The following is a 23,705-nucleotide window of genomic DNA, read 5'->3' on the forward strand; positions in this document are numbered from 1 at the left end:
ATACGCGACGCCGCCCGCCCCCGCAACCGCGCGGAGCGGCGCGCCCCACATTCTTCTTTGGGCATGGACAAATCGATATATGGCAGTATTGTTGACCTAATTTGTGCCCCCGGAACGACGAAGCCCTTCTCACGCCTTCTTCAGCACCGATACGAAGAACCCGTCCGTGCCGGTCCGGCGCGGCGTCATCAGCCAGCCTTCGTCCGATTTTAGCGCGGCCTCGGCAAAATCCTCGGCCTTCTCCCAGAGCGCGCTGGCGGTCTGCTCCGGCGGCTGCACCGAAAATTCCGGATGGCGCGCGATGAAGGCCCGCACCTGCTCACCGTTCTCCTCAGAAAGCACCGAGCAGGTGATATAGGCGATGCGGCCGCCCGGCTTGACCATCGGCGCAGCGCGATCGAGCACCTCGGCCTGGTCCTTCAGCCGCACCTCGAGCGCGCCGGGGCGCATCCGCCATTTGGCGTCGGGGTTGCGGCGCCAGGTGCCGGTGCCGGTGCAGGGCGCATCGATCAGCACGAGGTCGGCTGACGCCTTGATATCCGACATCACATCCGCCTCGCCGCGCGGCGTGCGCACCTCGCAATTGTGCACGCCGGCGCGCGACAGCCGCTCGTGGATCGGCGCGAGCTGGCGCTTGTCGTGGTCGGTCGCGATCAACCGGCCCTTGCCGCCCATCTGAGCTGCCAGCGCCAGCGTCTTGCCGCCGGCGCCGGCGCAGAGATCGATCACCTGCTCGCCGGGCTTCGCCGCCGAGAACAGCGCGGCGAGCTGCGAGCCCTCGTCCTGCACCTCGATCGCGCCCTTGATGAAGTCCTCCTCCGAATGGATGCCGGGATTGCGCGCGTCGGCGGACAGCTCGATGCGCAGGCCGATCGGCGACCACGGCGTCTCCCGGGCGCCGAGATGCGCCAGCCGGGGCAGGATCTTCTCGCGCTTGCCTCGGAGCGTGTTGACGCGCAGATCCAGCGGCGCGCGGCTCGCCATCGCGGTCGCCTCCGCCGCGCGCTCCTCGCCGAACACCTTCGCCAAATATGGATCGAGCCATTCCGGATAATCGCCCGCGACCGGCGCCGGCGCATCGCTGAGCGAGCGCGAGGTCAGCGCCGCCTGCTCGGCCGCGGTCAGCGGCTCCGGCGCGAAACGGCTACCGTCGAAGAACGCGGCGATCGTCGCGAGGTCCATGCCGCGCTCGAGCCTGAGCATGCCGAGCACGCGGGCGCGGGCGCTGTCGTCATCCATCAGATAGGCCGCGGAGGATTGCCGGCGCAGCACGTCCCAGATCAGTCCGGAGATCGCGGCACGATCGCCGGACCCGGCATAGCGGTGTGCGGTCCCCCATTCCTTCAGCGCCTTTGCGGCGGGAACGCGCTGGGCGTCGATGGTGGCGATCAGGTCGATGGCGGCGGAGAGCCGGGCAGCGGGAGTCATTGGTCTCTTTCGGTTGGACGGGTCAGATCACAAGCAGGATCCGGAGCGCGAAATACAGCCACATCACGAGAGCGCGAAGGTCAATCCAATCTGGATGAAGACCGGCAGCAAAACCATTTGAATGGACATCAGAATCTCCGTCAGCCGCAGGCGCTGCGCCCCCTCTTAGCGGCCACGCCGGCCGCTGACAATGAAGGCCTCGCGGGAGCTGCCTGAACCATCATCCGAGCTGCCATGACCAACACACAGGAATGCGGCGGTTTCAGCTCTGTGGTCCCAGCAAGAGCTCACGATGAACATCACCTCCCCGATCCTGGCCGACACAATCCGCTCCGCCGAGTTCCCCGGCGATTCCGCGACATCGCCGACAGGCGGATCGCGTTGTCGACCCCTGCGTGCAACCGGCCGTCTCACGATCTGACGCCGCGACAGCATGCTGCACCCGGCACGACGCCGGCATGGCGCAACCGTCTCCGCCACAGCATATCGTCATCGTTCCGACTTCGCTCCGGCCTATGATCGAACCGAAAGGAACGATGCATGGCCCAGTTTCGTCTGACGCAAATCTCCGACACCCACCTCGCCCGCCGCTTCAAGCTCCTCACAGATAACTTCCACCGCGCGAGCGAGCACATTGACGCGACGCGGCCCGATCTCGTCCTCAACAGCGGTGACGTGTCGTTCGATGGCCCGACCAGCCGCGACGATCTCGTGTTCGCCAGGGAGATGCATGACGCGCTGCCGGTCGATTGCCGCTACCTGCCCGGCAATCACGATATCGGCGACAATCCGACCGCAGTCGGCCCGACGCCGGCGCAATTGCCTACCGAAGAAAGCCGGGCAGCATTCCGGACCGTGCTCGGCGATGACCGCTGGCACTTCGAGGCCGCCGGCTGGTGCATCATCGGGCTGAACTCGCTGATCATGAACACCGGCCTCGACAGCGAGGCCGAGCAGTTCGACTGGCTCGCCACGCAGCTCGACAAGACCGCGGGCAAGCCGGTCGCGCTGTTCCTGCACAAGCCGCTTTATCTCGACACGCCCGACGATCCCGAGCGCGAGGCGACCGCGATCCGCTTTGTGCCGCAGCCGGCGCGCAGCCGCCTGGTCGAGATGTTCGGCAAGGTCGATCTGCGGCTGGTCGGCAGCGGACACGTCCACCAGCGCCGCGATTACACCTTCGGGCACGTCAGACAGATCTGGGCCCCCTCGGTCGGCTTCATCATCTCCGACGAGAAGCAGGAGCGGATCGGCATCAAGGAAACCGGATTGGTCGAATACCGCTTCCGGCCGGACAGCTTTGAAGTGCGCCACGTGAGGGCCAAGGGCCTGGCCGATGTCGACCTGGACATGCTGCTCGGCAAGCAGTTGGCGAGCTGAGCGGCCTCAGATCTGCGCCGCGTCCTTCAGGTCCCGCTTGATGGCGGTGAGAAGCGCCTGCAGCGAGTCCCTGTCGGGTTGCGCTGCCTGGCGCGTGGGGGGCAGCGAAGGCATGGAGAGAACCGGCTCCGCCTCGGGCTCGTCCTGCACGAAACGTCCATGCAACACATCATCGCGGCGGCCCATGGCGAACATCGTCGCCCAGTAGCCGACGGCCAGCAAAATGACCCCTGAAACAACCAGCTCAAACATCGCTACACCTTAAAATGAGATATTGATTCAATTCCTCCGGGTGCCGGTCAAGCAAATGGGGGCTAAAAAGCCCCCAAAAGCCTGACGTTGTGGCGATTTTGATACTCTTCTGCGCGGAATGGGAGCTGAAAGGCCCTCTCCGTCAGGCCCTGTCCGGCCCGACCCGGACCAGCTGCTTGCCGAAATTGGCGCCCTTGAGCAGGCCCATGAAGGCCTCCGGCGCACTGTCGAGCCCCTCGGTCACGAACTCCTTGTACTTGACCTTGCCCTCGCGCACCCACTGCGACATGTCGCGGATGAAGTCGCCGTGCATGGCGGCGAAGTCGCTGACGATGAAGCCGCGGAAGGTCAGCCGCTTGGTCAGGATGTTGCGCATCATCGCGCCGGCCCATTTCGGAGCATGCGCCTCGGTGTCGTTGTAGTGCGCGATCAGGCCGCAGACCGGGATGCGCGCGAACGCGTTGAGCAGCGGAAACACTGCATCGAACACCGCGCCACCGACATTCTCGAAATAGACGTCGATGCCCTTCGGGCAGGCCTCCTTGAGCTTCGCCGCGAGATTGGGATCGCGATGGTCGAGGCAGTCGTCGAAGCCGAGCTCGTTCTTGACGTAGGCGCACTTGTCCTTGCCGCCGGCGATGCCGATCGCACGCGCCCCCTTGATCTTCGCGATCTGGCCGACCGCCGAGCCGACCGCGCCGGACGCAGCCGCGACCACCACCGTCTCGCCGGCTTGCGGCTTGCCGATCTCGAGCAGGCCCGTGTAGGCAGTCATGCCGGGCATGCCGAGCACGCCGACCGCGGTCGAAATCGGCGCGATTGTCGGATCGATCTTGGCGAGCCCCTTGCCGTCGGACAGCGCATGCGTCTGCCAGCCCGCGCGCGACAGCACGATGTCGCCCTTGGCAAAGCCGGGATTGTTCGAGGCGATCACCTCGCTGACGGTGCCGCCCTCCATCACGCCGCCGACCGGCACCGGTGCAGCATAGGACGGACCGTCGGCCATGCGGCCGCGCATATAAGGATCGAGCGACAGCCAGATGGTGCGGAGCAGGACCTGCCCGTCACCCGGCGCAGGCGGCGTGTAGTCTTCGATCCGGAAATTGGCTGCGGTGGGCTCGCCGTGGGGACGCGAGGCGAGAACAATGCGCTTGCCTTGGGACATGGGGATTCCTCTGCTCGTTGGTTTCGTGGCGCACACGTAGTCATGCAATCCGTCTCCCTGCAAGGGAGACGGATTTGCTCTTTCGCGCAGCATTGTTTGAAACGTTGTTTGAAATGACGAGCGCCATTTCGGCGGCATGCTATCGGCCGTCTCTCGACAGTCGTTCAGGGGCGCGTCGCAAGACGCGCACCCGGAATGACAGTGCTCGGGCTAGCCGCCGCCCGGATAGTTCGGGGCTTCACGCGTGATCGTCACGTCGTGGACGTGGCTTTCGCGCAGGCCCGCGCCGGTGATGCGGACGAATTCCGCCTTGTCGTGGAAGTCCTTGATGTTGCGCGCGCCGACATAGCCCATCGCGGCGCGGAGGCCGCCGGCGAGCTGATGCATGACATTGCCAACCGGCCCCTTGTAGGGCACCTGGCCCTCGATGCCCTCGGGCACGAGCTTCAGCGTGTCCTTGATGTCCTGCTGGAAGTAGCGGTCGGCCGAGCCCCGCGCCATCGCGCCGACCGAGCCCATGCCGCGATAGGCCTTGTAGGAGCGGCCCTGCCACAGGAAGACCTCGCCCGGTGTCTCGTCGGTGCCGGCGAGCAGCGAGCCGACCATCACGATGTCGGCGCCGGCGGCCAGCGCCTTGGCGAGGTCGCCGGAATATTTGATGCCGCCATCGGCGATCACCGGGATGTCGGACTTCTTCGCCGCGGCCACCGCATCCATGATCGCGGTGAGCTGCGGCACGCCGACGCCAGCGACGATGCGCGTGGTGCAGATCGAGCCCGGGCCGATGCCGACCTTGATGCAGTCGGCGCCGGCATCGATCAGGGCCTGCGCGCCGTCCTCGGTCGCGACGTTGCCGGCCACGACCTGCACCGAGTTTGACAGCCGCTTGATGCGGTTGACGGCGTTCAGCACGTGCCGGGAATGGCCGTGCGCGGTGTCGACCACGACCACGTCGACGCCGGCATCGATCAGCCGCTCGGTGCGCTCATACCCGGTCTCGCCGACCGTGGTGGCGGCAGCCACGCGAAGCCGGCCATGCTCGTCCTTGCAGGCGAGCGGATGCGCCACTGCCTTCTCGATGTCCTTCACGGTGATCAGGCCGACGCAACGATATTGATCGTCGACGACCAGCAGCTTCTCGATGCGGTGCTTGTGCAGCATCCGCTTAGCCTCGTCCTGGCTGACGCTCTCGCGCACCGTCACGAGGTTCTCGCGCGTCATCAGCTCCGAGACCTTCTGCCTCGGATCGCTGGCGAAACGCACGTCGCGGTTGGTCAGGATGCCGACCAGCTTGCCCGGCACGTTCTTGGCCCCGCCGGTGACGACCGGGATGCCGGAGATGCCGTGGTCCTTCATCAGTGTCAGCGCGTCGGACAGCGTGGCATCCGGGCCGATGGTGAGCGGATTGACCACCATGCCGGATTCGAACTTCTTCACCTGCCGCACCTGCGCGGCCTGCCCCTCCGGATCGAAGTTGCGGTGGATGACGCCGAGGCCGCCGGCCTGCGCCATCGCGATCGCCATGCGCGCCTCGGTCACGGTGTCCATCGCGGAGGCGATAATCGGGATGTTGAGCGGGATCGCGCGGGTCACGCGCGAGCGAATATCGACTTCCGAGGGAAGAACGTCCGACAGACCGGGCTTCAGAAGCACATCGTCGAACGTGAAGGCTTCACGGATAGTCTGAAGTCCCGTGGCCATTGCCAACTCCTTTCGGCGGCGTCCGCCGCAATGATCTTAACGGATGAACGCCGCCTGCGGCGACGCTCGCTGCGTCACCGTCGAATCGGTGCCCATCGGTGGGGTTGACGCTGGTCGATAGCATGGCGGCATGACGAATCAAAGTGTTTGCCAGCCATGCACAGGCTTTTTACGGGGCCCAATAGCCGGGCGGCGGCCCGTGGCGGCGGATCGCCTCGACCACCTCCCGGTGGCGGCGATCCTCCCGCTTCATATGGACTGCGATCACGGCATGGGCCGAGGGCACCAGCAGCAACACGTGGAAAATCAGCCGAAAATCGCGCAAAACACGATCAGGACCAGGTTGAACAGCGCCGAGAACGGCTGCCCGTTCAGAAGCAGCCCGATCGGCGGCAACAGGGCGGCGAGGACGTAGATCACGGCACACCTCAGGCGCTTGGCGGATGCATACCAGCGTCACGCTGGATTTAGGTGGTTTGGCCGGTTCCGCAATGGCATGGCTGGCGGCAGGGTGATACAGCCCCCTCGCCCTGCCATTTCAGCTCTCCCAGCCGTCCCATTTTAATGAACAAAGAACGCCTGATCCCGCTCATCGTGGCCACCGCTCTCTTTATGGAGAACATGGATTCCACGGTGATCGCGACCTCGCTGCCGGCGATTGCCGCCGATATCGGCACCAGCCCCCTGACGCTGAAACTGGCGATCACCTCCTATCTGCTCTCGCTCGCGGTGTTCATCCCGGCGAGCGGCTGGACCGCGGACCGTTTTGGCGCCCGCATCGTGTTTGCCGGCGCCGTCGGCGTCTTCATGCTGGGTTCGATCGGCTGCGCGCTCTCCTCCTCGGTGACCGATTTCGTGTTCGCCCGCATCCTGCAGGGCCTCGGCGGGGCAATGATGACGCCGGTCGGGCGTCTGGTGCTGCTGCGCTCGGTCGACAAGAGCGCGCTGGTCAATGCGATGGCTTGGGTGACGGTCCCCGCGCTGATAGGCCCCGTGATCGGGCCGCCGCTCGGCGGCTTCATCACCACCTATTTCTCCTGGCACTGGATCTTCCTGATCAACATCCCGATCGGGCTGCTCGGCATCTTCATGGCGCTGAGATATATCGACCCGATCAAGAGCGTCGATCCCGAGCGCTTCGACCTTTACGGCCTCGTGCTCGCCGGCATCGGCCTTGCCGGCATCGCGTTCGGCCTCTCGGTCGCCGGGCTCAATCTCCTGCCGTGGCCGATTGTCGCCGCTTTGGTCGGGATCGGCTCGATCTCCATGACGCTCTACGTCATGCATGCGAAGCGAAGCGGATCGCCGGTGCTGGATTTTTCGCTGCTGCGGTTGTCGACGATGCGCGCGGCCATCGTCGGCGGCTTCATGTTCCGCCTCGGCATCGGCGCGCTGCCGTTCCTGCTGCCGCTGTTGATGCAGGTCGGCTTCGGCCTGACGCCGTTCCAGTCGGGCCTCGTGACCTTCGCTTCCGCGGTCGGCGCCATGGGCATGAAGACGCTCGCCGCGCGCATCATCCGCACCTTCGGCTTCCGCTACATGATGACAGTGAATGCGGTGGTCTCCGCGGCCTTCCTCGCCGCCTGCGCGCTGTTCACGGTGACGACGCCACTGCTGCTGATCATGATCATCCTGGTGGTCGGCGGCTTCTTCCGCTCGCTGCAGTTCACCGCGATCAACACCGTGGCGTATGCGGAGGTCGAAGCCGCGCAGATGAGCCGCGCCACGACGCTGGCGAGCGTCAACCAGCAGCTCGCGGTGTCCGCCGGCGTCGCGGTAGGTGCCTTCTCGGTCGAGGCTACGCTGGCGCTGCATAACCAGACCGAACTCACCGCCGGCGCCTTCGGGCCGGCCTTCGTGGTGGTTTCGCTGATCTCGGCGGTATCGGCCTGGTTCTTCTGGCAGATGCCGACCGATGCCGGCCACGAAATCTCCGGTCGCAAGGCGATCGAGATTTCCAGCCGCAAGGGCGCCGCAAGGGGCGCGGCCGCCGCCGCCGTCAAGCACGCGACGGAAGATACCCAGAACGCGCGGGATCAGCGGCTGGGCTAGTCAATCGAACCGGTTGTTCGCGAGGCACGGACATTCAGTGCAGGCGCGTCGTCCAATCACGTCCAGACCTTAAGGGTGGCCGGTCATTCCGGTCATCTGTCTGATCCGGACGTTCAACAAGCTCATACTGGGGAACGTGGGTGCTCTCCAGCCACGATTCCAGCGCTGCTCCGCAGATCGTGCAAATCGCGTCACCCGTGTGCGGCACCAAGAACTTCTCTTCAGTGCGTCTGTACTCGGCGCCGCAATGGCATTGAACAATTGTCGACATCACCGAATTATGCGCCTGGCATCGCCGATTTTCCAGTCCTCAAACAAACGGCCGCAACACGTCACCCCGCGATCGAAGGCTGAGTGGCCGCGGCTGGCCCGATGCACCACGGCCTTTCGTCCCGGCAAAGAAATCTTCGCGAGCGTCAGAATGCGAACGGAAGCTCCGTGGCCGCATGGTTCGGCTCAAGCGGGAAGCAGCGATCCCGCATCAGCAAAATCCATGCAGGAGGATGCGCTCCGGGTTTCCCTTCCGTGGCGTTCGTGCGCCACGCAAGGCCGGGCTTTTCTGGATTTAGTTTCGTTTGAATGGATCAGAGCCAGTGAGTGATGCCCATGCGAATGAAGTGAGTGATAATCCGAAACCCGGCGGCGTCCGCCTGTTCGCCTTACCCGAGGCGTTCCGGGATATCGCCGAAACCTGATTTCAATGGCTCCGTGATCGCCCGGCACCCGCGATTCGCACGGGTGCTTGAACCTCATCGCCATTGGCCCACGGTTGATCGCGATAACGCAGGAGCCCATGCGGCGCGCCGCGACCGGATGGTTTCATCCCTTCGGCCGAAACGATGCGATCGACCCTGCCCCGCATGATCTCGTAGCACTCGCAAGCCGCAGCTTCGAGCCGTGGCCTGTCGATCTCGATCGAACTCCGTCGGTTGGACCGGATGGCCCCCGACGCGCGAAGCTTGCACACAGCATGGGTTACAGTCGTTCGCCGCACGCCCAGCAATTCCGACAGCGTCTCCTGCGTCAGCGGGAGCGTGTCGTGGCCGATGTGGTCGTGAACCTGCAACAGCCAGCGGGCCAGGCGGGCCTCTACCGAATGCAGGGCATTGCAGGCTGCGATATGCTGGAACTGCACCAGCAACGACCGCATATGGAGCTGCACCGTACCCGCAAGCGCGCGGCTATGCGTGAGCGCAGCATGAAATCGTGCCGGCGAGATCTGCCATGTCGTGCCCGGAATGCGAACCACCGCTGAGATCGGCGAGCGTATCGACCTGAGCGTCGGCAGAATGCCGGTCGCCCCCTCGTTGCCGACCATCGTTGTCGCGACCGCCTGTCCGTTCGGCATGTCCATGACGAATGCGATCAACGCGGTGCAAGGGAAGTAGATCTGTTCGACGAGGTCACCCGACCGCACCAGCACGACGTCACGTTCGAGCGATACCTTGCGGAGATGGGGTGCAAGCAACTCAAAATCGGCGCGCGGCAGGGCCGCCAGGAGGCGATTACCTATGCTCGACCTGCGCTCCATCACGGGAAAGCTCCGTGAGGCGCGGCTCGCTGCACAAACCTGCCGTGGGTGCCAAGCTGAGATACGCAACGAACGGACCGCGCCGGGACAATAGAATTCGCCGCAAGTGGAAAAGTTCCAACAGGGATAGAGCGGCAGCTAGGCCCGGTTAGGCTGCCCGCGAAATCCCGTCGCCAGCACGTAACGCTCGGAAGAATCCTGCCGGCTCGCGGCCGGCTTGACGTGGCGGACGGTGGCGAAGTCGCGCTTGAGCTGCGCCAGCAACTCCGCATCCGCGCCGCTCTGAAACACCTTGGCCAGGAACGTCCCGCCGGGATTGAGCACCTCGCAGGCGAAATGTGCCGCGGTCTCGACCAGGCCGATGATGCGGAGCTGATCGGTCTTGCGATGGCCCGTGGTATTAGCGGCCATGTCGGACATCACGATGTCGGCGCGACCGCCCATCATCGCGAGCAGTTTCTCCGGCGCATCGGCATCGAGGAAGTCGAGCTGCGCGAAGGTGACGCCGGGGATCTCGCCCATTTCCAACAGGTCGATCGCGACCACCTTGCCCTTGCCGTCGGCGGCCCCGGTGCGCTTTGCAGCGATCTGGCTCCAGCCGCCGGGCGCCGCGCCGAGATCGACCACCGTCATGCCCGGCTTGAGCAGGCGATATTTGTCGTCGATCTCGAGCAGCTTGAAGGTCGCGCGCGAGCGGTAGCCCATCGCCTTGGCCTTGGCGACGTAGGGATCGTTGAGCTGGCGCTCCAGCCAGAGTTTTGACGACAGCTTGCGCTTGCCGCCGCTCTTGACCGTGACGTGCAGCCGTCCGGTGGTGTCTTTCGCCATATTCCTTCTCTTCTCCCTCGCCCCGCTCTTGCGGGGGTGAGGGCTGCTTCCGCAGTCAAGGTGAGAGATGCGCTCGTGGAGAGTCCCCCTCACCCGGATCGCATCTTACGATGCGACATAGCCGAAGTTTCACTTCGGCGTCCATTTCAGGAACGGCCGCCGTAGGCGGCCTACGCCTCTCCCCGCAAGCGGGGCGAGGCAAGGAGAACGCTCTAGCACGCCCGCAGCGCGCCGTCCTCGCGCATCATCTCGACCAGCATGCCCTCGCGCAGGCCGCGGTCGGCGACGCGCAGCCGCGGCAGCGGGAACGCGTTGCGGATCGCATCGAGGATGGCGCAGCCCGCGAGCACCAGGTCGGCGCGCTCGATGCTGATGCAGTTGTTGTTGACGCGGTCCTCGTAGCTCATGCCGAGCAGCTTCCGGATCGTCGCGGTGACGTCGGCATCGTTCATCCAGATGCCGTCGATGCGGCGGCGGTCGTAGCGCGGCAGGTTGAGGAACACGCCGGCGAGCGTGGTCACGGTGCCTGAGGTGCCGAGCATGTGCATGTCGCGCAGGTCCCTGCCATGCTCGGCCGAGAACGGCGCGACATGTTGCGCGACCTCCTCGACCATGCGCGCGTACACGTCCTTCGTGACGTTCCTGCCGCCGAAATGTTCGGCCAGCGTGACGACGCCGAGCGGGATCGACATCCACGCCTTGATGCGCGGCCGCGCGTCGGGCGCATGCGGATCGCGCTCGATCCGTACCAGCTCGGTCGAGCCGCCGCCGATGTCGAACAGGATGGCGCCTCGCCCTTTCGGGTCGAGCAGCGGCGAACAGCCGATCACCGCCAGCGTCGCCTCGGTCTCGCGGTCGATCACCTCGAGCTTGATGCCTGTCTCGGCAGCCACGCGTGCGCGAAAGGTCTCGGCATTGCCGGCGGCGCGGCAGGCTTCGGTCGCGATCAGCCGCAACCGGCGGGCCTTGCGATAGCGGATCTTGTCGCTGCAAATGCTGAGCGCCGCGATGGCGCGCTCGATCGCGGCCTCGCTGATGGAACCGGTCGCGGCGATCCCCTCGCCGAGCCGGATGATCCGCGAAAAGGAATCGACCACGCGGAACCCGTCGCCCGACGGACAGGCGATCAAAAGCCGGCAATTGTTGGTGCCAAGGTCGAGCGCGGCGTAGACCCCCGTGTCAGCGCCCGCCGCAATCAACCCTGACGGGGCCTCGCCGGACGGAAGGCCGTCGCAAAGCCGCACATCGTCATCCATCAAAACTGTCTTTCGTTGCGGCCGCTGTCGACCCACCGAAGAATTTCCGTTCACGGAAACTTTAGCAGCGGCAATGGCCTGCGCAAACTCTGTTCACATTGGGTCCATGCCCAATCGGGCGTTGTCGTTAAGGGAGGTGTGCGTTATCTGGTCAACCGCCCGCCAAACCGGCGCAAATCCGGGCATTTCAGGTCATTTCCGATGCAAGATCACACGTCCTCCGCCTCTCTCGAAAACGCCATCGCACTGCAAAAATACGGTGTCGGGCAGCCGGTTCGACGAAAGGAGGACGACACGCTGGTGCGCGGCAAGGGCAAGTACACCGACGATTTCTCGCTTGCCAACCAGGCCTATTGCTGGATGGTCCGCTCCTCCCATGCCCACGGCATCATCAAGGGCATCGACACCGCGGCCGCCAGGGCGATGCCGGGCGTGCTCGGAGTCTGGACCGGCACCGATCTTGCGGCCGCCGGCTACAACCCCTTTACCTGCGGGATGCCGCTGAAGAGCCGCGACGGCTCGCCGCTGCTGCAGACCAACCGCCCTGCGCTCGCGATCGACAAGGTGCGCTTCGTCGGCGACCCCGTCGCCTTCGTGGTCGCGGAAACCGCGGCGCAGGCCCGCGATGCGGCCGAGGCCGTCGTAACAGACATCGAAGCGCTGCCGGCCGTGACCGATGCGGCCGAGGCCGCCAAACCCGGCGCGCCGCAGCTCTATGACAACATCCCGAACAACGTCGCGCTCGATTACCACTATGGTGACACCGCCAAGATCGAGGCGGCGTTTGCCAGCGCCGCGCATGTGGCCAAGCTCGACATCGTCAACACCCGCGTCGCCGTGGTCTCGATGGAGCCGCGGGTGGCGCTGGCCCATTATGACAAGAAGACCGAACGCTTCACGCTGCAGGTGCCGACCCAGGGCGTCTCCGGCAACAAGGCGATCCTGGCGCGGCTGCTCAACGTGCCGCCGGACAAGGTGCGCATCCTCACCGCCAATGTCGGCGGCTCCTTCGGCATGAAGAACCTCAACTATCCCGAATACACCTGCATCGCGCACGCTGCGCGGGAGCTGGGCCGCCCGGTGAAGTGGCTGGACGAGCGCTCGACGAGCTTCCTCTCCGACAGCCAGGGCCGCGCGCAAAAGATCCATGCCGAGCTCGCGCTCGACGCCGACGGCAAGTTCCTCGCGGTGCGGCTGTCCGGCTACGGCAATCTCGGCGCCTACATCACCGGTGTCGCGCCGGGCCCGCTGTCGCTCAACACCGGCAAGAATCTCGCCAGCGTCTACCGCACGCCGCTGCTCGGCGTCGACATCAAGACGGTCGTGACCAACACCACGCTGATGGGCGCCTATCGCGGCGCCGGACGGCCCGAGGCCAACTACTACATGGAGCGGCTGATCGATGCCGCCGCCGACGAGATGGGGATCAATCGTCTCACCTTGCGCAAGCGCAACTTCATCAAACCGTCACAACTGCCCTTCCCGGCAGCAAGCGGCGTCACCTACGACAGCGGCGATTTCGCCGGCGTGTTCCAGAAGGCGCTGGAGATCTCCGACTACGAGAACTTCGCCAAGCGCAAGAAGGAGAGCAAGAAGAACGGCAAGCTGCGCGGCATCGCCGTCGGCTCCTATCTCGAGGTCACCGCGCCGCCGAGCGGCGAGCTCGGCAAGATCACCTTCGAGCCGGACGGATCGGTGAAGCTCACCACCGGCACGCTCGATTACGGCCAGGGCCATGCCACACCGTTCGCGCAAGTGCTGTCCGATCAGCTCGGGATCCCCTTCGAGAATATCACGCTCGAACAGAATGACAGCGACCGCGTCCGCTTCGGCAACGGCACCGGCGGCTCGCGCTCGATCACCGCGACTGGACAAGCGATCGTGGAGGCCTCCGCGCTGGTCGTCGAGAAGGGCAAGAAGGCCGCAGCCCACGTGCTCGAAGCGTCCGAGGCCGACATCGAGTTCGGCAATGGCCGCTTCACCATCGCCGGCACCGACCGTTCGATCGGCATCATGGAGCTCGCCGAGCGCATGCATGACAGCAACATGCCCGAGGGCACCCCTGATACGCTCGACGTCGACCATGCCACCAAGGAAACAGTGTCGACCTTCCCGAACGGCTGTCACGTTGCCGAGGTCGAGATCGACCCGGACACCGGCGTGACGCGGATCGTCCGCTACTTCGCGGTCAACGATTTCGGCACCGTGGTCAACCCGATGATCGTCGCCGGCCAACTGCACGGTGGCGTCGCGCAGGGCATCGGCCAGGCGATGATGGAGGAAGTGAACTACGACGGCTCAGGCCAGCCGATCACCGGCTCGTTCATGGACTACGCGTTGCCGCGCGCCGGCGACATCCCGTCGATGCAGGTCGACAATCACCCCTCGCCCGCGAAGTCGAACCCGCTCGGCACCAAGGGCTGCGGCGAAGCCGGCTGCGCGGGCAGCCTGGTCTGCGTCGTCAACGCGGTGGTGGACGCGCTGTCGGACTACGGCATCAAGCACATCAACATGCCGCTGACGCCGGAACGCGTCTGGCGCGCGATCCAGGACGCCAAGTCGAAGGCGGCGTAAGGAAAGCCGCCCCGCCCCCACAAACCCAGCGTCGTCACCCGCGAAGGCGGGTGACCCAGTATTCCAGAGACAGCAGTCGTTGAACCGAGACGCCGCGGCGTACTGGATACCCCGCATGCGCGGGGTATGACAGTTGTGGGCGATGCGAGACCTCAGCCCAATCCACACTCATCATGCGCGGGCTTGACCCGCGCATCCATCAACCAAGAACGCTTTTGCGAAGGCGATGGATTGCCGGGTGAGGCCCGGCAATGACGGATCGAATTACGCCACCGCCTGCTCGCGCGGCTGGGTGATCGCGATGTGCCAGCAATGCGCCAGCGGCGTCGTGCCGTTGGCGAGCACCAGGGCGTCAAGCTCGACGAAGCGGTGGCCCTTCTTGTCGTAATTGCCGATCACCTTGGCCCGCGCCGTCAGCTCGTCGCCGATCTTTGCCGCCGACAACAGCTGCATGCGGGTGCCGACATGGATCCAGGGGCCGAGGATCGCGTTGTCGACCAGCACCTTGTTCATCACCCGGGGCAGCAGGCCGGGATGGCCGAGACCTTCGCGCAGATAGATCGGATGGGTCTCCCTGATGTCGGCGAGATACTCCTTCGCAGCATCGCCGGACCAGTCGCGCGGGATGGTGCCGAGCCATTTGCCAAGCTCGTAGGACGACGCGCTGACCGGCTTGCGCTCGGCCACCGCCGCAACCTGCTTGTAGTCGTCGGTCGCGACCTTCGGCGCCGAGGCCGGCAGCGAGGCGGTGCCGGTCGCGCAGAGCTCGCCGCGGCTGTGTAGCTCGATCGACAGCCCATTGCCGGTCTCCCTGCCCGTCAATTCGGCGATCTCGCCGTCATAGACCGGCTTCACGAAGCGCGCCTCGATCAGGCCGCGCTCGAGGAAATCGCGGCCCCATTTCTCGACCGGCAAATGCATCATGTAGGCCATGACGTCGACGCCGGGAACGAGCCCGCCGGAGAAGCCGAACTTCCGCGCCACCGTATCGTCGTGGATCTTGTTCTCGGACAGTTTCGAGGTGTTGTAGGCCGAGACACGGTAGGTTTGCGGAGCCGCCATGGGTTTTCCCTTATTCGGTTGTTTTTCTGGCGATGATCGTAGTCGAACCGAAAGGCATGGCAAGCCTCTCGTTTTGCTCGCAATTTTCCACCCGATGGAGTACACGCAGGCCGCGCGCCTGCCACCCCCTGGATCAATGACTGAAACCCCTGCCCCCACCCGTATCTATGTCGACGCCGACGCCTGCCCGGTGAAGGATGAGATCTACCGCGTCGCGATCCGCCTCGGCGTGCCCGTCAGCGTGGTCGCAGGCAGCTTCATCCGCGTGCCGCAGGATCCGCTGATCGAGCGCGTCGCTGCCGGCGCCGCGATGGATGCCGCCGACGACTGGATCGCGGAACGCGCGCGTGAGGGCGACGTCGTGATCACCGCGGACATTCCGTTGGCGAGCCGCTGCTTGAAGGCCGGCGCCGAGGTGATCGCACCGAACGGCAAGCCGTTCACGGAACAATCGATCGGCATGACACTTGCCATGCGCAACCTGATGACCGATCTGCGGTCGTCGGGTGAAATCACGGGTGGACCCAAGTCCTTCTCGCCGCGCGACCGCTCGACATTCCTGTCGACGCTCGACCAGACCATCCGCCGCATCCAGCGCCGCCGCGCGGAGCAGGCGGCGACGAGCCAGGGCTGACGCGATGGCACCACCGCTCATCCAGCTCAAGGATATCAGCCTCACCTTCGGCGGCACGCCGCTGCTGACCGGCGTCGAACTGTCAGTCTCCGCGGGCGAGCGCGTCTGCCTGATCGGGCGCAACGGCTCCGGCAAATCGACCCTGCTGCGGATCGCGGCCGGCCTGGTCGAGCCCGATTCCGGCAGCCGCTTCGTGCAGCCCGGCGCGACCATCCGCTATCTGCCGCAGGAGCCTGATTTCGCCGGGCACGCGACCACGCTGTCCTATGTCGAGGCCGGCCTCGGCCCGGGCGACGACCATTACCAGGCGCGCTATCTGCTCGAGCAACTTGGTCTTAGCGGCGAGGAAGATCCCGCGCATGTCTCCGGCGGCGAGGCGCGACGCGCGGCGCTGGCGCGGGTGCTGGCGCCCTCGCCCGACATCCTGCTGCTCGACGAGCCGACCAACCATCTCGACCTGCCGACCATCGAATGGCTCGAGGGCGAACTCGATAGCCGGCGCTGCGCGCTGGTGCTGATCAGCCACGATCGCCGCTTCCTCACCAACCTGTCGCGCACCACCGCCTGGCTCGACCGCGGCCAGATCAGGCAGATCGACCGCGGCTTCGGCGCGTTCGAGGCGTGGCGCGACGAAGTGCTGGCCGAGGAAGAGCGCGAACAGCACAAGCTCGACCGCAAGATCGTCAACGAGGAGCACTGGCTGCGCTACGGCGTCTCCGGACGCCGCAAGCGCAACGTCAAGCGGCTCGGCAATCTGCACGCGCTGCGCGACCAGCGGAGGAATTATCGCGGCGCCACCGGCAACGCCACGCTGGCTGCTGCGGAGGCCGAGAAATCGGGCCGCCTCGTGATCGAAGCGAAGAACATCGCCAAGGCCTATGGCGATCGCACGATCGTCGGCGGCTTCTCGACGAGAATTCAACGCGGCGACCGCGTCGGCATCGTCGGTCCCAACGGCGCCGGCAAGACCACGCTGGTGCATCTTCTGATCGGCAACGATCCGCCCGACAGCGGCTCGGTGCGGCTTGGCGCCAATATCGAGATGGCGACGCTCGACCAGCACCGCGAAAGCCTCGATCCGAAGCTGACGCTAGCGGAAGCTCTGACCGGCGGCCGCGGCGACCATGTGATGGTCGGCGACAAGCCGAAGCACGTCATCGGCTATATGAAGGACTTCCTGTTCGCGCAGGAGCAGCGCGGCACGCCGCTGGAGGCGCTCTCCGGTGGTGAGCGCGGCCGGCTGATGCTGGCGCGCGCGCTGGCGAAGCCGTCCAACCTTTTGGTGCTGGACGAACCGACCAACGACCTCGATCTGGAAACCCTCGACGTGCTCGAGGAGATGCTCGGCGACTACGAGGGCACCGTGATCCTGATCAGTCACGACCGCGACTTCCTCGATCGCGTCGTGACCTCGGTGATCGTGCCTGAAGGCCAGGGCCGCTGGATCGAATATGCCGGCGGCTACACGGACATGCTGGCGCAGCGCGGCGCCGATGTGAAGCGCGAGACGGTGAAGGCGCAAGCTGCGGTCGAGGAGAAGAAAGAAGTGAAGGCAGCGGCGCCCGAGGCGGCGCCAAAGCGTCGGCTGAGCTTCAACGAGAAGCACGCGCTGGAAACGCTGCCCAATACGATCGAGAAGCTGCACGCCGAGATCGCCAAGCAGCAGAAGCTGCTTGACGATCCAGACCTCTACACCAAGGATCGCAACAAGTTCGACGCCGCATCGGCTGCGATCGCCAAGGCGCAGGACGAGCTCGCTGCAGCCGAGGACCGCTGGCTCGAGCTCGAAGTGCTGCGCGAAGAGATCGAACAGGCATGAGCCGTAGGATGGGTAGAGCGCAGCGAAACCCATCATGTCAAAACGACGGAAGCCGATGGGTTTCGCTTCGCTCTACCCATCCTACGAGGCTGATGAAAAGAGAAAAAACATGACCACGCCCCTCGCCGCCAAGATCGCCCGCGAATACGGCACGCCCTGCGCCGTGATCGACATGGACCGGGTCGAGCGCAACATCGCGCGCATCCAGGCCGCCTGCGATGCCGCCGGCGTCGCCAACCGCCCCCATATCAAGACCCACAAGAATCCGACGCTGGCACAGATGCAGATCAAGGCCGGCGCCAAGGGCATCACCTGCCAGAAGCTCGGCGAGGCCGAGATCATGGCAGATGCCGGGATCGACAACATCCTGATCAGCTACAATCTGCTCGGCGACGAGAAGATGGCGCGGCTCGGCGCGCTGCAGGGTAAGGCGAACGTCACCGTCGCGGCCGACAATTCCGTCGTCGTCGGCGATCTGCCGAAGGCCGCGGCAAGCTCCGGCCGCCCGCTCTCGGTCGTGGTCGAGTGCGACACCGGCCGCAAGCGCGCCGGCGTCGAGACCCCGGCCGAGGCGATTGCCCTTGCACGCGAGATCGCGGGATCAAAGGGCCTGACCTTCGCCGGCTTCATGCTCTATCCGACCGAGAGCGGCTGGGCGGAGGCGCAGAAGTTCTACGACGAGGCGCTGGCCGGCGTCCGCGCGCACGGCCTCGATGCCGCGATCGTCTCGACCGGCGGCACGCCGAACCTGAAGAATCTCGGCAAGCTGAAGGGCGGCACCGAGCACCGCTTCGGCACCTACATCTACAACGACCGCATGCAGGTCGCCGCCGGCGTTGCCACCTGGGACGACTGCGCGCTGCACATCTATTCCACCGTCGTCAGCCGCGCCGGCCCCGAGCGCGGCATCCTCGATGCCGGCTCGAAGACGCTGACCACGGATACCGGCGGCCTCGACGGTCACGGCCTGATCCTGGAGCATCCCGAAGCCAAGATCGCGCGCTTCGCCGAGGAGCACGGCTTCCTCGATCTCTCGCGCAGCAACACCCGGCCCAATGTCGGCGATGTCGTGCGGATCGTGCCCAATCACGTCTGCGTCGTCGTCAACATGATGGACGAGGTCGTGATGGTGCGCGGCAACGAGATCATCGGCACGCTGCCGGTCGCGGCGCGCGGCAAGTTGCGCTAGCCGTATCCTGTAGGATGGGTAGAGCGCAGCGAAACCAATCAAATTTTATCCGTGCGGAAGCATGATGGGTTTCGCTGCGCTCTACCCATCCTACGATATCTTACCCTCGTACGAGCGCCTGCAGCTCCTGATTCAGCGCCTCGCGAAACACCTCGATCGGCCGCGTCAGCCGTCCGGCCGGGGGACGGTGCACGATCCAGGCGCGGACCGCCGGGTTGAAATCCTCGATCCTGACGATCTTGAGCCGGTTGCGGATCGGGCTCCGCTTCAGCGCCACCGGAGTCACGAGGCCAATGCCGAGGCCGCGCGCCACGAGCGACAAGCGCAGCTCGCTGTCTAGCGCCTCGACTGCGACCGTGAATGGCAGATGCGCCGCATCGAAGTGGCGCTTCAGCGTCTGGCGAAAGCCGCAACCATCCTGATTGATCACCCAGCCCATGCGGGACAGACATTCGAGGTCGACCGACTTCGGCATCTTCATGTCACGCGCGACGACGAACACCACCGGCTGCGCGCCGAGATCGTCGGCAAGTAGATCTGCCGGCGGAGCAGTGCCGTCAGGCAGGCAGATCGCCGCCGCATCGAGCTCGTTGCGCGAGACAGCCTCCACGTGATGCGGCGACCAGCCGGAGACGACGCGCACGGCGAGCGCGGGAAATTCGGCGCGCACGGCATCGAGCGGGCCCGTGAGCCCCGCCTCCGACAGGAACGGCGTCAGGCCGAGCCTGAACTCGCCGCGCACCACGCCGTCATTTGCAACGCCGGACTTGAGATCGTCGAGCATGCGCAACAGGCGGCGGCCCTGCTCGTAGGCCTCGTATCCGGCCGGCGTCGGCTTCAACGGCTTCGACAGCCGGTCCAGCAGTTGCGCGCCCAGCATCTCCTCTAGATTCTGGATCCGCCGTGTCACGCCGGGCTGGGTGAGATTCAGCCGCGCCGACGCCGCGACGATCGATCCGGTCTCCACCACCGCGACGAATGCGACAAGGTCATGCGTGTTCATAACGATCTCGCATATTCTTAATTATCTTATTTGAATTGTAGCATATTAGGCCGATCCCCTAAAGGGGGCTTCGCAACTCCACCCGCGAGGTCCCATGACCATCTCCGACGTCACCAAGCTCTCCCCGGCGCGCCCCGTCTCCGTGCGCCCCCTGATCTGGATCGGCGCCATCACGACCGGCACCGTCGTCACCAACCTGTTCGCGCCGCAAATCCTGGTCGGGCTGATGGGTCGTTCGCTCGGCATGACCGCCTTCCAGGCCGGCCTGATCTCGACGCTGACGCTGCTCGGCTACGCGCTCGGCCTGCTGCTGCTGGTACCGCTGGTCGATCTCGTCGAGAACAAGCGGCTGATCCTGCGCACGCTGGCTTGCGCGATCGTGGCCGCGCTGGGCACGGCCCTCTCACCGACGCCCGTTGTCCTGCTCGCCGCAACCTTCGTTCTCGGCGCGTCCTGCGCCGCGATCCAGATGGTGGTACCGCTCGTCGCCTCCATGGTGGCGCCGGAACGCCGCGGCCAGGCGATCGGCGACGTCATGAGCGGATTAATGATCGGCATCCTGGTGTCGCGCCCGGCGGCGAGCCTGATCGCGGATGCCAGGAACTGGCGCGGCTATTACGTCACCTCGGCCATCCTGATGATCGTGCTCACCGCGGCGCTGGCCCGCTATCTGCCGACGCTCAAGCCCGCAGCCGCCACGAGCTACGGCGCATTGCTGCGCTCCTTTCCAAGGCTGCTGCGGGAGGAACCGGTGCTGCGCGTGCGCGCCTGGACCGCGGCGCTGGTGATGGCATCCTTCACTGCGTTCTGGGCGGCCATCGCATTGCGCCTGCCGGATGCGCCGTTCAATCTCGACGCCAGGGGGATCGCCCTGTTCGCACTGATCGGCGTCGCAGGCGCCCTGGCGACACCGCTCGCCGGCCGATGGGGCGACCGCGGCCTCGCGCGGCCGATGCTGATCGGCTCGCATCTTCTGATCATCGCATCGCTGGCGCTATGCGCCTGGGCCGCCATGCTGGAATCCCGCATCGCCGCGCTGGTCGTGCTGAGCGCCGGCACCATCCTGCTCGATCTCGGCATCACCACCGATCAGACGCTAGGGCGGCGCGCGGTCAACCTGCTGCGGCCGGAGGCGCGCGGCCGGATCAATGGGCTGTTCGTGGCGCTGTTCTTCATCGGTGGTGCCATCGGCGCAGCGGCCGCCTCGGTCGCCTGGAGCCTCGGCGGCTGGACGATGGTGTGCGTGGTGGCCGGAGCCTTCGGCGTGCTCGGCGTCGTCACCGATCTCGCCACCAGGACCGGCTCGTCATGAGACCTCGTAGGATGGGTAGAGCGAAGCGAAACCCATCAAATTCTATCCGCACGCAAGCATGATGGGTTTCGCTTCGCTCTACCCATCCTACAAATCGAGCCACCTGAGCGCGCCCTTGCCTGCGGCAACGCCGGTTGCGAACGAGGCCTGCAACAGATAGCCGCCGGTCGGCGCTTCCCAGTCGAGCATCTCCCCGGCGGCGAACAAGCCGGGCAGCCGGCGCAGCATGAAATGATCGTCGAGCTCGTCGAACCTGATCCCGCCGGCGCTCGAGATCGCGCGCGCGATCGGCGCCATGCCGGTGATCCGGATCGGCACTGCATTGATCATCCCGGCGAGATCGGCCGGCGGCAGCGACGCCAGCGGCCGGCCGGCGATGGCTGCGGCCTCCTGCAACAGCCCGATGCCGACGGGCGAGAGCTGCGCGGCCTTGCGCAGGAAGTTGGACAAGGATTGCTTGCCCTTCGGCACCGACAGCCGCGCGGCCAATTCGCTGGTCGCAACATCGGGCCGCAGCGCCACATGAAGCGTTGCCGTTCCAGCCGCCAGCACTGCATCGCGCAGGTCCACCGATAGCGCGTAGATGGCGCCGCCTTCGATGCCGGCGCGGGTGATGATGGCCTCGCCACGCACCGTGTGCGCGCCGACCGTCAATGCGACGCCCTTGAGCGGCTGGCCTTCGAAGCGGTCGCAGAAAATATCGGACCAGGCGACGGTGAATCCGGAGTTGGCCGGCTTTATCGGCGCAACGGATACGCCCTTCGCCGCGAGAATTTCCGTCCACGCGCCGTCGGACCCAAGCCGCGGCCAGCTCCCACCGCCGAGCGCGAGCACGGCTGCGTCGGCATGGACCACGCGTTGACCATCAGGCGTACCGAACAGCAGTCCGCCCGCCTCGTCCCATCCGACCCAGCGATGGCGGAACGCGAACCGGACACCGGCGGCATCAAGCCGCCGCAGCCAGGCGCGCAACAGCGGCGACGCCTTGAACGCCTTGGGGAAGACGCGGCCACTGGTGCCGACGAAGGTCGGCTGTCCCAACGCCTCGCACCACGCGCGCAAGGCGTCAGGCGGAAACACCTCGACCGCGGCCTTCAGGTGCGGCATCGCCTCGCGATAGCGCGCGAGGAAATCCGGCAGCGGTTCAGAGTGGGTGAGATTGAGCCCGCCGCGGCCGGCCATCAGGAATTTGCGGCCGGCCGACGGCATCGCGTCGTAGACGGTAACTTCCGCACCATCAGCCGCAAGCACCTCGGCCGCCATCAGGCCGGCGGGGCCGGCTCCGATGACGGCGACGTGTTTGGCGGGAGACGGCGACATGGCGTGAGATTAGAACGAAGCCGCCTCATGCAAAATCAGTCGTCATGCCCGGGCTTGACCAGGGCATCCACGTCTGACTTTCGGCGGCGCCAAAGACGTGGATGGCCGGGTCAAGCCAGGTCAAGCCCGGCCATGACGAGGAGAGTATCGAGACGCCAACGCCTGCTACAGCTTGATGCCCGCCCGCGCGGCGGCCTGGGCGACATATTTCTGCGTCTGCTCGAACGCGCCTTGCAGCGCCTTCGCGGTCGACATGTCGCCGATCTCGTTGAAGTGCGCGGCGACCGCGTCGGGCGTCCATTCGGACTGCGGCAGGTTGACGCCTTCGGTCTCCAGCACCTTGATGACGGCAAACGAGCCGGCACCGGCGCCCATGATGGTGCGGGTCGGCGCGTCCTCGCTGAGCAGGAACTCGACCGCCGGCGTGATTGCCTCCGGCTTCATCAGCGCCAGCGCCTGCGGCGGCAGCAATTCCTCGGTCATGCGGGTCGCGGCGGTCGGCGAGATCGTGTTGACCTTGATGTTGTTCTTGCGGCCTTCCTCGGCGAGCACGTTCATCAGTCCGACCATCCCGGCCTTGGCCGCGCCGTAATTGGCCTGGCCGAAATTGCCGAACAGGCCGGACGACGAGGTCGTCAGCACGATGCGGCCGTAGTTGCGCTCGCGCATGCCGGCCCACACCGCCTTGCAGCAATAGAAGCTGCCGGTGAGATGCACGTCGAGCACCTTGGCCCAGTCGGCGACCTCGAGCTTGGCGAACGACTTGTCGCGCAGAATGCCGGCATTGGCGCACAACAGGTCGACGCTGCCCCACTCCTTGGTGGCGCGCTCGACCATCGCGGTGACCTGCTCGAAGTTCGCGACGTCGGCGCCGTCGGCCATCGCGGTGCCGCCCGCCTTGCGGATCTCCTCGACCACGGTCTCGGCCGGCGACAGCGAGCCGCCGGTGCCGTCGCGCGCGCCGCCGAAATCGTTGACCACGACCTTGGCGCCGCGGCTGGCGAGCCCCAGCGCATGCGCCCGTCCGAGACCATTGCCCGCGCCGGTGACGATAGCGACGCGTCCGTCAAACCTGATTGCCATGCCTTGCTTTCCCGAGTTCATCGTCATGCCCGGGTTTAACCCGGGCATCCATCAAGCGAAATCGACCAGCTTTTGAGCAGCGATGGATGGCCGGGTCAAGCCCGGCGCGGACGGCC

General features: G+C 65.8%; 18 protein-coding genes and 1 pseudogene. 7 read left to right on the forward strand and 12 right to left on the reverse strand.

Annotated features, from left to right (window positions below):
• Positions 1-129 precede the first annotated feature (129 nt).
• Entirely contained in the window at positions 130-1,428 is a 1,299-nt protein-coding gene (locus MTX19_RS22830; protein ID WP_280979405.1) for an RsmB/NOP family class I SAM-dependent RNA methyltransferase, read from the reverse strand.
• Positions 1,429-1,968: 540 nt separating this feature from the next.
• On the opposite strand from MTX19_RS22830, the gene MTX19_RS22835 reads away from it, so the two are divergent.
• Positions 1,969-2,808: a metallophosphoesterase gene (locus tag MTX19_RS22835; RefSeq protein ID WP_280979406.1), complete on the forward strand. Its 840-nt coding sequence runs from the start codon at positions 1,969-1,971 to the stop codon at positions 2,806-2,808.
• A gap of 6 nt (positions 2,809-2,814) precedes the next feature.
• On the opposite strand, the gene MTX19_RS22840 is transcribed toward MTX19_RS22835, so the two are convergent.
• The 4 genes and pseudogenes from MTX19_RS22840 to MTX19_RS22855 all read right to left on the reverse strand — a co-directional run bounded on the left by MTX19_RS22840 (position 2,815) and on the right by MTX19_RS22855 (position 6,346).
• On the reverse strand, positions 2,815-3,060 hold the full coding sequence (locus MTX19_RS22840) for a hypothetical protein (RefSeq protein ID WP_280979407.1): 246 nt from the start codon (positions 3,058-3,060) through the stop codon (positions 2,815-2,817).
• 142 nt (positions 3,061-3,202) lie between these two features.
• Positions 3,203-4,225 carry an NADP-dependent oxidoreductase gene (locus MTX19_RS22845; RefSeq protein WP_280979408.1) on the reverse strand — a complete coding sequence of 341 codons (1,023 nt, stop codon included), beginning with the start codon at positions 4,223-4,225 and terminating at the stop codon, positions 3,203-3,205.
• A 210-nt stretch (positions 4,226-4,435) separates the two neighbouring features.
• A complete protein-coding gene (guaB, locus tag MTX19_RS22850) occupies positions 4,436-5,926 on the reverse strand; it encodes an IMP dehydrogenase (RefSeq protein WP_280979409.1) in 1,491 nt (496 codons plus the stop codon).
• Positions 5,927-6,095: 169 nt separating this feature from the next.
• Positions 6,096-6,346 (reverse strand): annotated as a pseudogene (locus tag MTX19_RS22855) (hypothetical protein).
• Positions 6,347-6,490: 144 nt separating this feature from the next.
• On the opposite strand from MTX19_RS22855, the gene MTX19_RS22860 reads away from it, so the two are divergent.
• A complete protein-coding gene (locus MTX19_RS22860) occupies positions 6,491-7,978 on the forward strand; it encodes an MFS transporter (RefSeq protein WP_280979410.1) in 1,488 nt (495 codons plus the stop codon).
• A 697-nt stretch (positions 7,979-8,675) separates the two neighbouring features.
• Here the strand turns inward: MTX19_RS22860 and MTX19_RS22865 are convergent.
• The 3 genes from MTX19_RS22865 to MTX19_RS22875 all read right to left on the reverse strand — a co-directional run bounded on the left by MTX19_RS22865 (position 8,676) and on the right by MTX19_RS22875 (position 11,593).
• The gene (locus tag MTX19_RS22865; RefSeq protein WP_280985479.1) at positions 8,676-9,509 is read right to left on the reverse strand and encodes a Crp/Fnr family transcriptional regulator; all 834 of its coding nucleotides are present in this window, start codon (positions 9,507-9,509) and stop codon (positions 8,676-8,678) included.
• 138 nt (positions 9,510-9,647) lie between these two features.
• The gene (locus tag MTX19_RS22870; protein ID WP_280979411.1) at positions 9,648-10,337 is read right to left on the reverse strand and encodes an RlmE family RNA methyltransferase; all 690 of its coding nucleotides are present in this window, start codon (positions 10,335-10,337) and stop codon (positions 9,648-9,650) included.
• Positions 10,338-10,549: 212 nt separating this feature from the next.
• Positions 10,550-11,593 carry a Ppx/GppA phosphatase family protein gene (locus MTX19_RS22875; RefSeq protein ID WP_280979412.1) on the reverse strand — a complete coding sequence of 348 codons (1,044 nt, stop codon included), beginning with the start codon at positions 11,591-11,593 and terminating at the stop codon, positions 10,550-10,552.
• Between the two features lie 201 nt (positions 11,594-11,794).
• On the opposite strand from MTX19_RS22875, the gene MTX19_RS22880 reads away from it, so the two are divergent.
• The gene (locus MTX19_RS22880) at positions 11,795-14,167 is read left to right on the forward strand and encodes a xanthine dehydrogenase family protein molybdopterin-binding subunit (protein ID WP_280979413.1); all 2,373 of its coding nucleotides are present in this window, start codon (positions 11,795-11,797) and stop codon (positions 14,165-14,167) included.
• Positions 14,168-14,431: 264 nt separating this feature from the next.
• On the opposite strand, the gene MTX19_RS22885 is transcribed toward MTX19_RS22880, so the two are convergent.
• Complete coding sequence (locus MTX19_RS22885; RefSeq protein ID WP_280979414.1) at positions 14,432-15,229, reverse strand: hypothetical protein; 798 nt, start codon at positions 15,227-15,229, stop codon at positions 14,432-14,434.
• Positions 15,230-15,365: 136 nt separating this feature from the next.
• On the opposite strand from MTX19_RS22885, the gene MTX19_RS22890 reads away from it, so the two are divergent.
• The 3 genes from MTX19_RS22890 (at position 15,366) to MTX19_RS22900 (ending at position 18,871) form a co-directional block, all read left to right on the forward strand.
• On the forward strand, positions 15,366-15,863 hold the full coding sequence (locus MTX19_RS22890; RefSeq protein WP_280979415.1) for a YaiI/YqxD family protein: 498 nt from the start codon (positions 15,366-15,368) through the stop codon (positions 15,861-15,863).
• A gap of 4 nt (positions 15,864-15,867) precedes the next feature.
• Positions 15,868-17,682, forward strand: coding sequence for an ATP-binding cassette domain-containing protein (locus tag MTX19_RS22895; protein ID WP_280985480.1), 1,815 nt, complete (start codon positions 15,868-15,870; stop codon positions 17,680-17,682).
• Between the two features lie 109 nt (positions 17,683-17,791).
• Positions 17,792-18,871, forward strand: a complete 1,080-nt coding sequence (locus MTX19_RS22900; protein WP_280979416.1) for a D-TA family PLP-dependent enzyme — start codon at positions 17,792-17,794, stop codon at positions 18,869-18,871.
• Between the two features lie 100 nt (positions 18,872-18,971).
• Here the strand turns inward: MTX19_RS22900 and MTX19_RS22905 are convergent, their stop codons facing one another.
• Entirely contained in the window at positions 18,972-19,874 is a 903-nt protein-coding gene (locus tag MTX19_RS22905) for a LysR family transcriptional regulator (protein WP_280979417.1), read from the reverse strand.
• A 94-nt stretch (positions 19,875-19,968) separates the two neighbouring features.
• On the opposite strand from MTX19_RS22905, the gene MTX19_RS22910 reads away from it, so the two are divergent.
• Positions 19,969-21,186, forward strand: a complete 1,218-nt coding sequence (locus MTX19_RS22910; protein ID WP_280985481.1) for an MFS transporter — start codon at positions 19,969-19,971, stop codon at positions 21,184-21,186.
• Positions 21,187-21,273: 87 nt separating this feature from the next.
• Here MTX19_RS22910 and MTX19_RS22915 read toward each other — a convergent pair whose 3' ends face one another.
• Entirely contained in the window at positions 21,274-22,506 is a 1,233-nt protein-coding gene (locus MTX19_RS22915) for a TIGR03862 family flavoprotein (RefSeq protein ID WP_280979419.1), read from the reverse strand.
• A 165-nt stretch (positions 22,507-22,671) separates the two neighbouring features.
• Entirely contained in the window at positions 22,672-23,589 is a 918-nt protein-coding gene (locus tag MTX19_RS22920) for an SDR family NAD(P)-dependent oxidoreductase (protein ID WP_280979420.1), read from the reverse strand.
• Positions 23,590-23,705 lie beyond the last annotated feature (116 nt).

It is taken from the genome of Bradyrhizobium sp. ISRA464 (assembly GCF_029910095.1).
Classification (GTDB): Bacteria; Pseudomonadota; Alphaproteobacteria; order Rhizobiales; family Xanthobacteraceae; genus Bradyrhizobium.

Excerpts from the sequence above, each read along its gene's own strand:
- MTX19_RS22920 (WP_280979420.1), bottom strand. The coding sequence starts at position 23,589 with ATGGCAATCAGGTTTGACGGACGCGTCGCTATCGTCACCGGCGCGGGC.
- MTX19_RS22875 (WP_280979412.1), bottom strand. The coding sequence starts at position 11,593 with ATGGATGACGATGTGCGGCTTTGCGACGGCCTTCCGTCCGGCGAGGCC.
- MTX19_RS22835 (WP_280979406.1), top strand. The coding sequence starts at position 1,969 with ATGGCCCAGTTTCGTCTGACGCAAATCTCCGACACCCACCTCGCCCGC.
- MTX19_RS22840 (WP_280979407.1), bottom strand. The coding sequence starts at position 3,060 with ATGTTTGAGCTGGTTGTTTCAGGGGTCATTTTGCTGGCCGTCGGCTAC.
- MTX19_RS22830 (WP_280979405.1), bottom strand. The coding sequence starts at position 1,428 with ATGACTCCCGCTGCCCGGCTCTCCGCCGCCATCGACCTGATCGCCACC.
- MTX19_RS22910 (WP_280985481.1), top strand. The coding sequence starts at position 19,969 with ATGACCATCTCCGACGTCACCAAGCTCTCCCCGGCGCGCCCCGTCTCC.
- MTX19_RS22895 (WP_280985480.1), top strand. The coding sequence starts at position 15,868 with ATGGCACCACCGCTCATCCAGCTCAAGGATATCAGCCTCACCTTCGGC.
- MTX19_RS22870 (WP_280979411.1), bottom strand. The coding sequence starts at position 10,337 with ATGGCGAAAGACACCACCGGACGGCTGCACGTCACGGTCAAGAGCGGC.
- guaB (WP_280979409.1), bottom strand. The coding sequence starts at position 5,926 with ATGGCCACGGGACTTCAGACTATCCGTGAAGCCTTCACGTTCGACGAT.
- MTX19_RS22915 (WP_280979419.1), bottom strand. The coding sequence starts at position 22,506 with ATGTCGCCGTCTCCCGCCAAACACGTCGCCGTCATCGGAGCCGGCCCC.
- MTX19_RS22880 (WP_280979413.1), top strand. The coding sequence starts at position 11,795 with ATGCAAGATCACACGTCCTCCGCCTCTCTCGAAAACGCCATCGCACTG.
- MTX19_RS22900 (WP_280979416.1), top strand. The coding sequence starts at position 17,792 with ATGACCACGCCCCTCGCCGCCAAGATCGCCCGCGAATACGGCACGCCC.
- MTX19_RS22865 (WP_280985479.1), bottom strand. The coding sequence starts at position 9,509 with ATGGAGCGCAGGTCGAGCATAGGTAATCGCCTCCTGGCGGCCCTGCCG.
- MTX19_RS22885 (WP_280979414.1), bottom strand. The coding sequence starts at position 15,229 with ATGGCGGCTCCGCAAACCTACCGTGTCTCGGCCTACAACACCTCGAAA.
- MTX19_RS22890 (WP_280979415.1), top strand. The coding sequence starts at position 15,366 with ATGACTGAAACCCCTGCCCCCACCCGTATCTATGTCGACGCCGACGCC.
- MTX19_RS22860 (WP_280979410.1), top strand. The coding sequence starts at position 6,491 with ATGAACAAAGAACGCCTGATCCCGCTCATCGTGGCCACCGCTCTCTTT.
- MTX19_RS22905 (WP_280979417.1), bottom strand. The coding sequence starts at position 19,874 with ATGAACACGCATGACCTTGTCGCATTCGTCGCGGTGGTGGAGACCGGA.
- MTX19_RS22845 (WP_280979408.1), bottom strand. The coding sequence starts at position 4,225 with ATGTCCCAAGGCAAGCGCATTGTTCTCGCCTCGCGTCCCCACGGCGAG.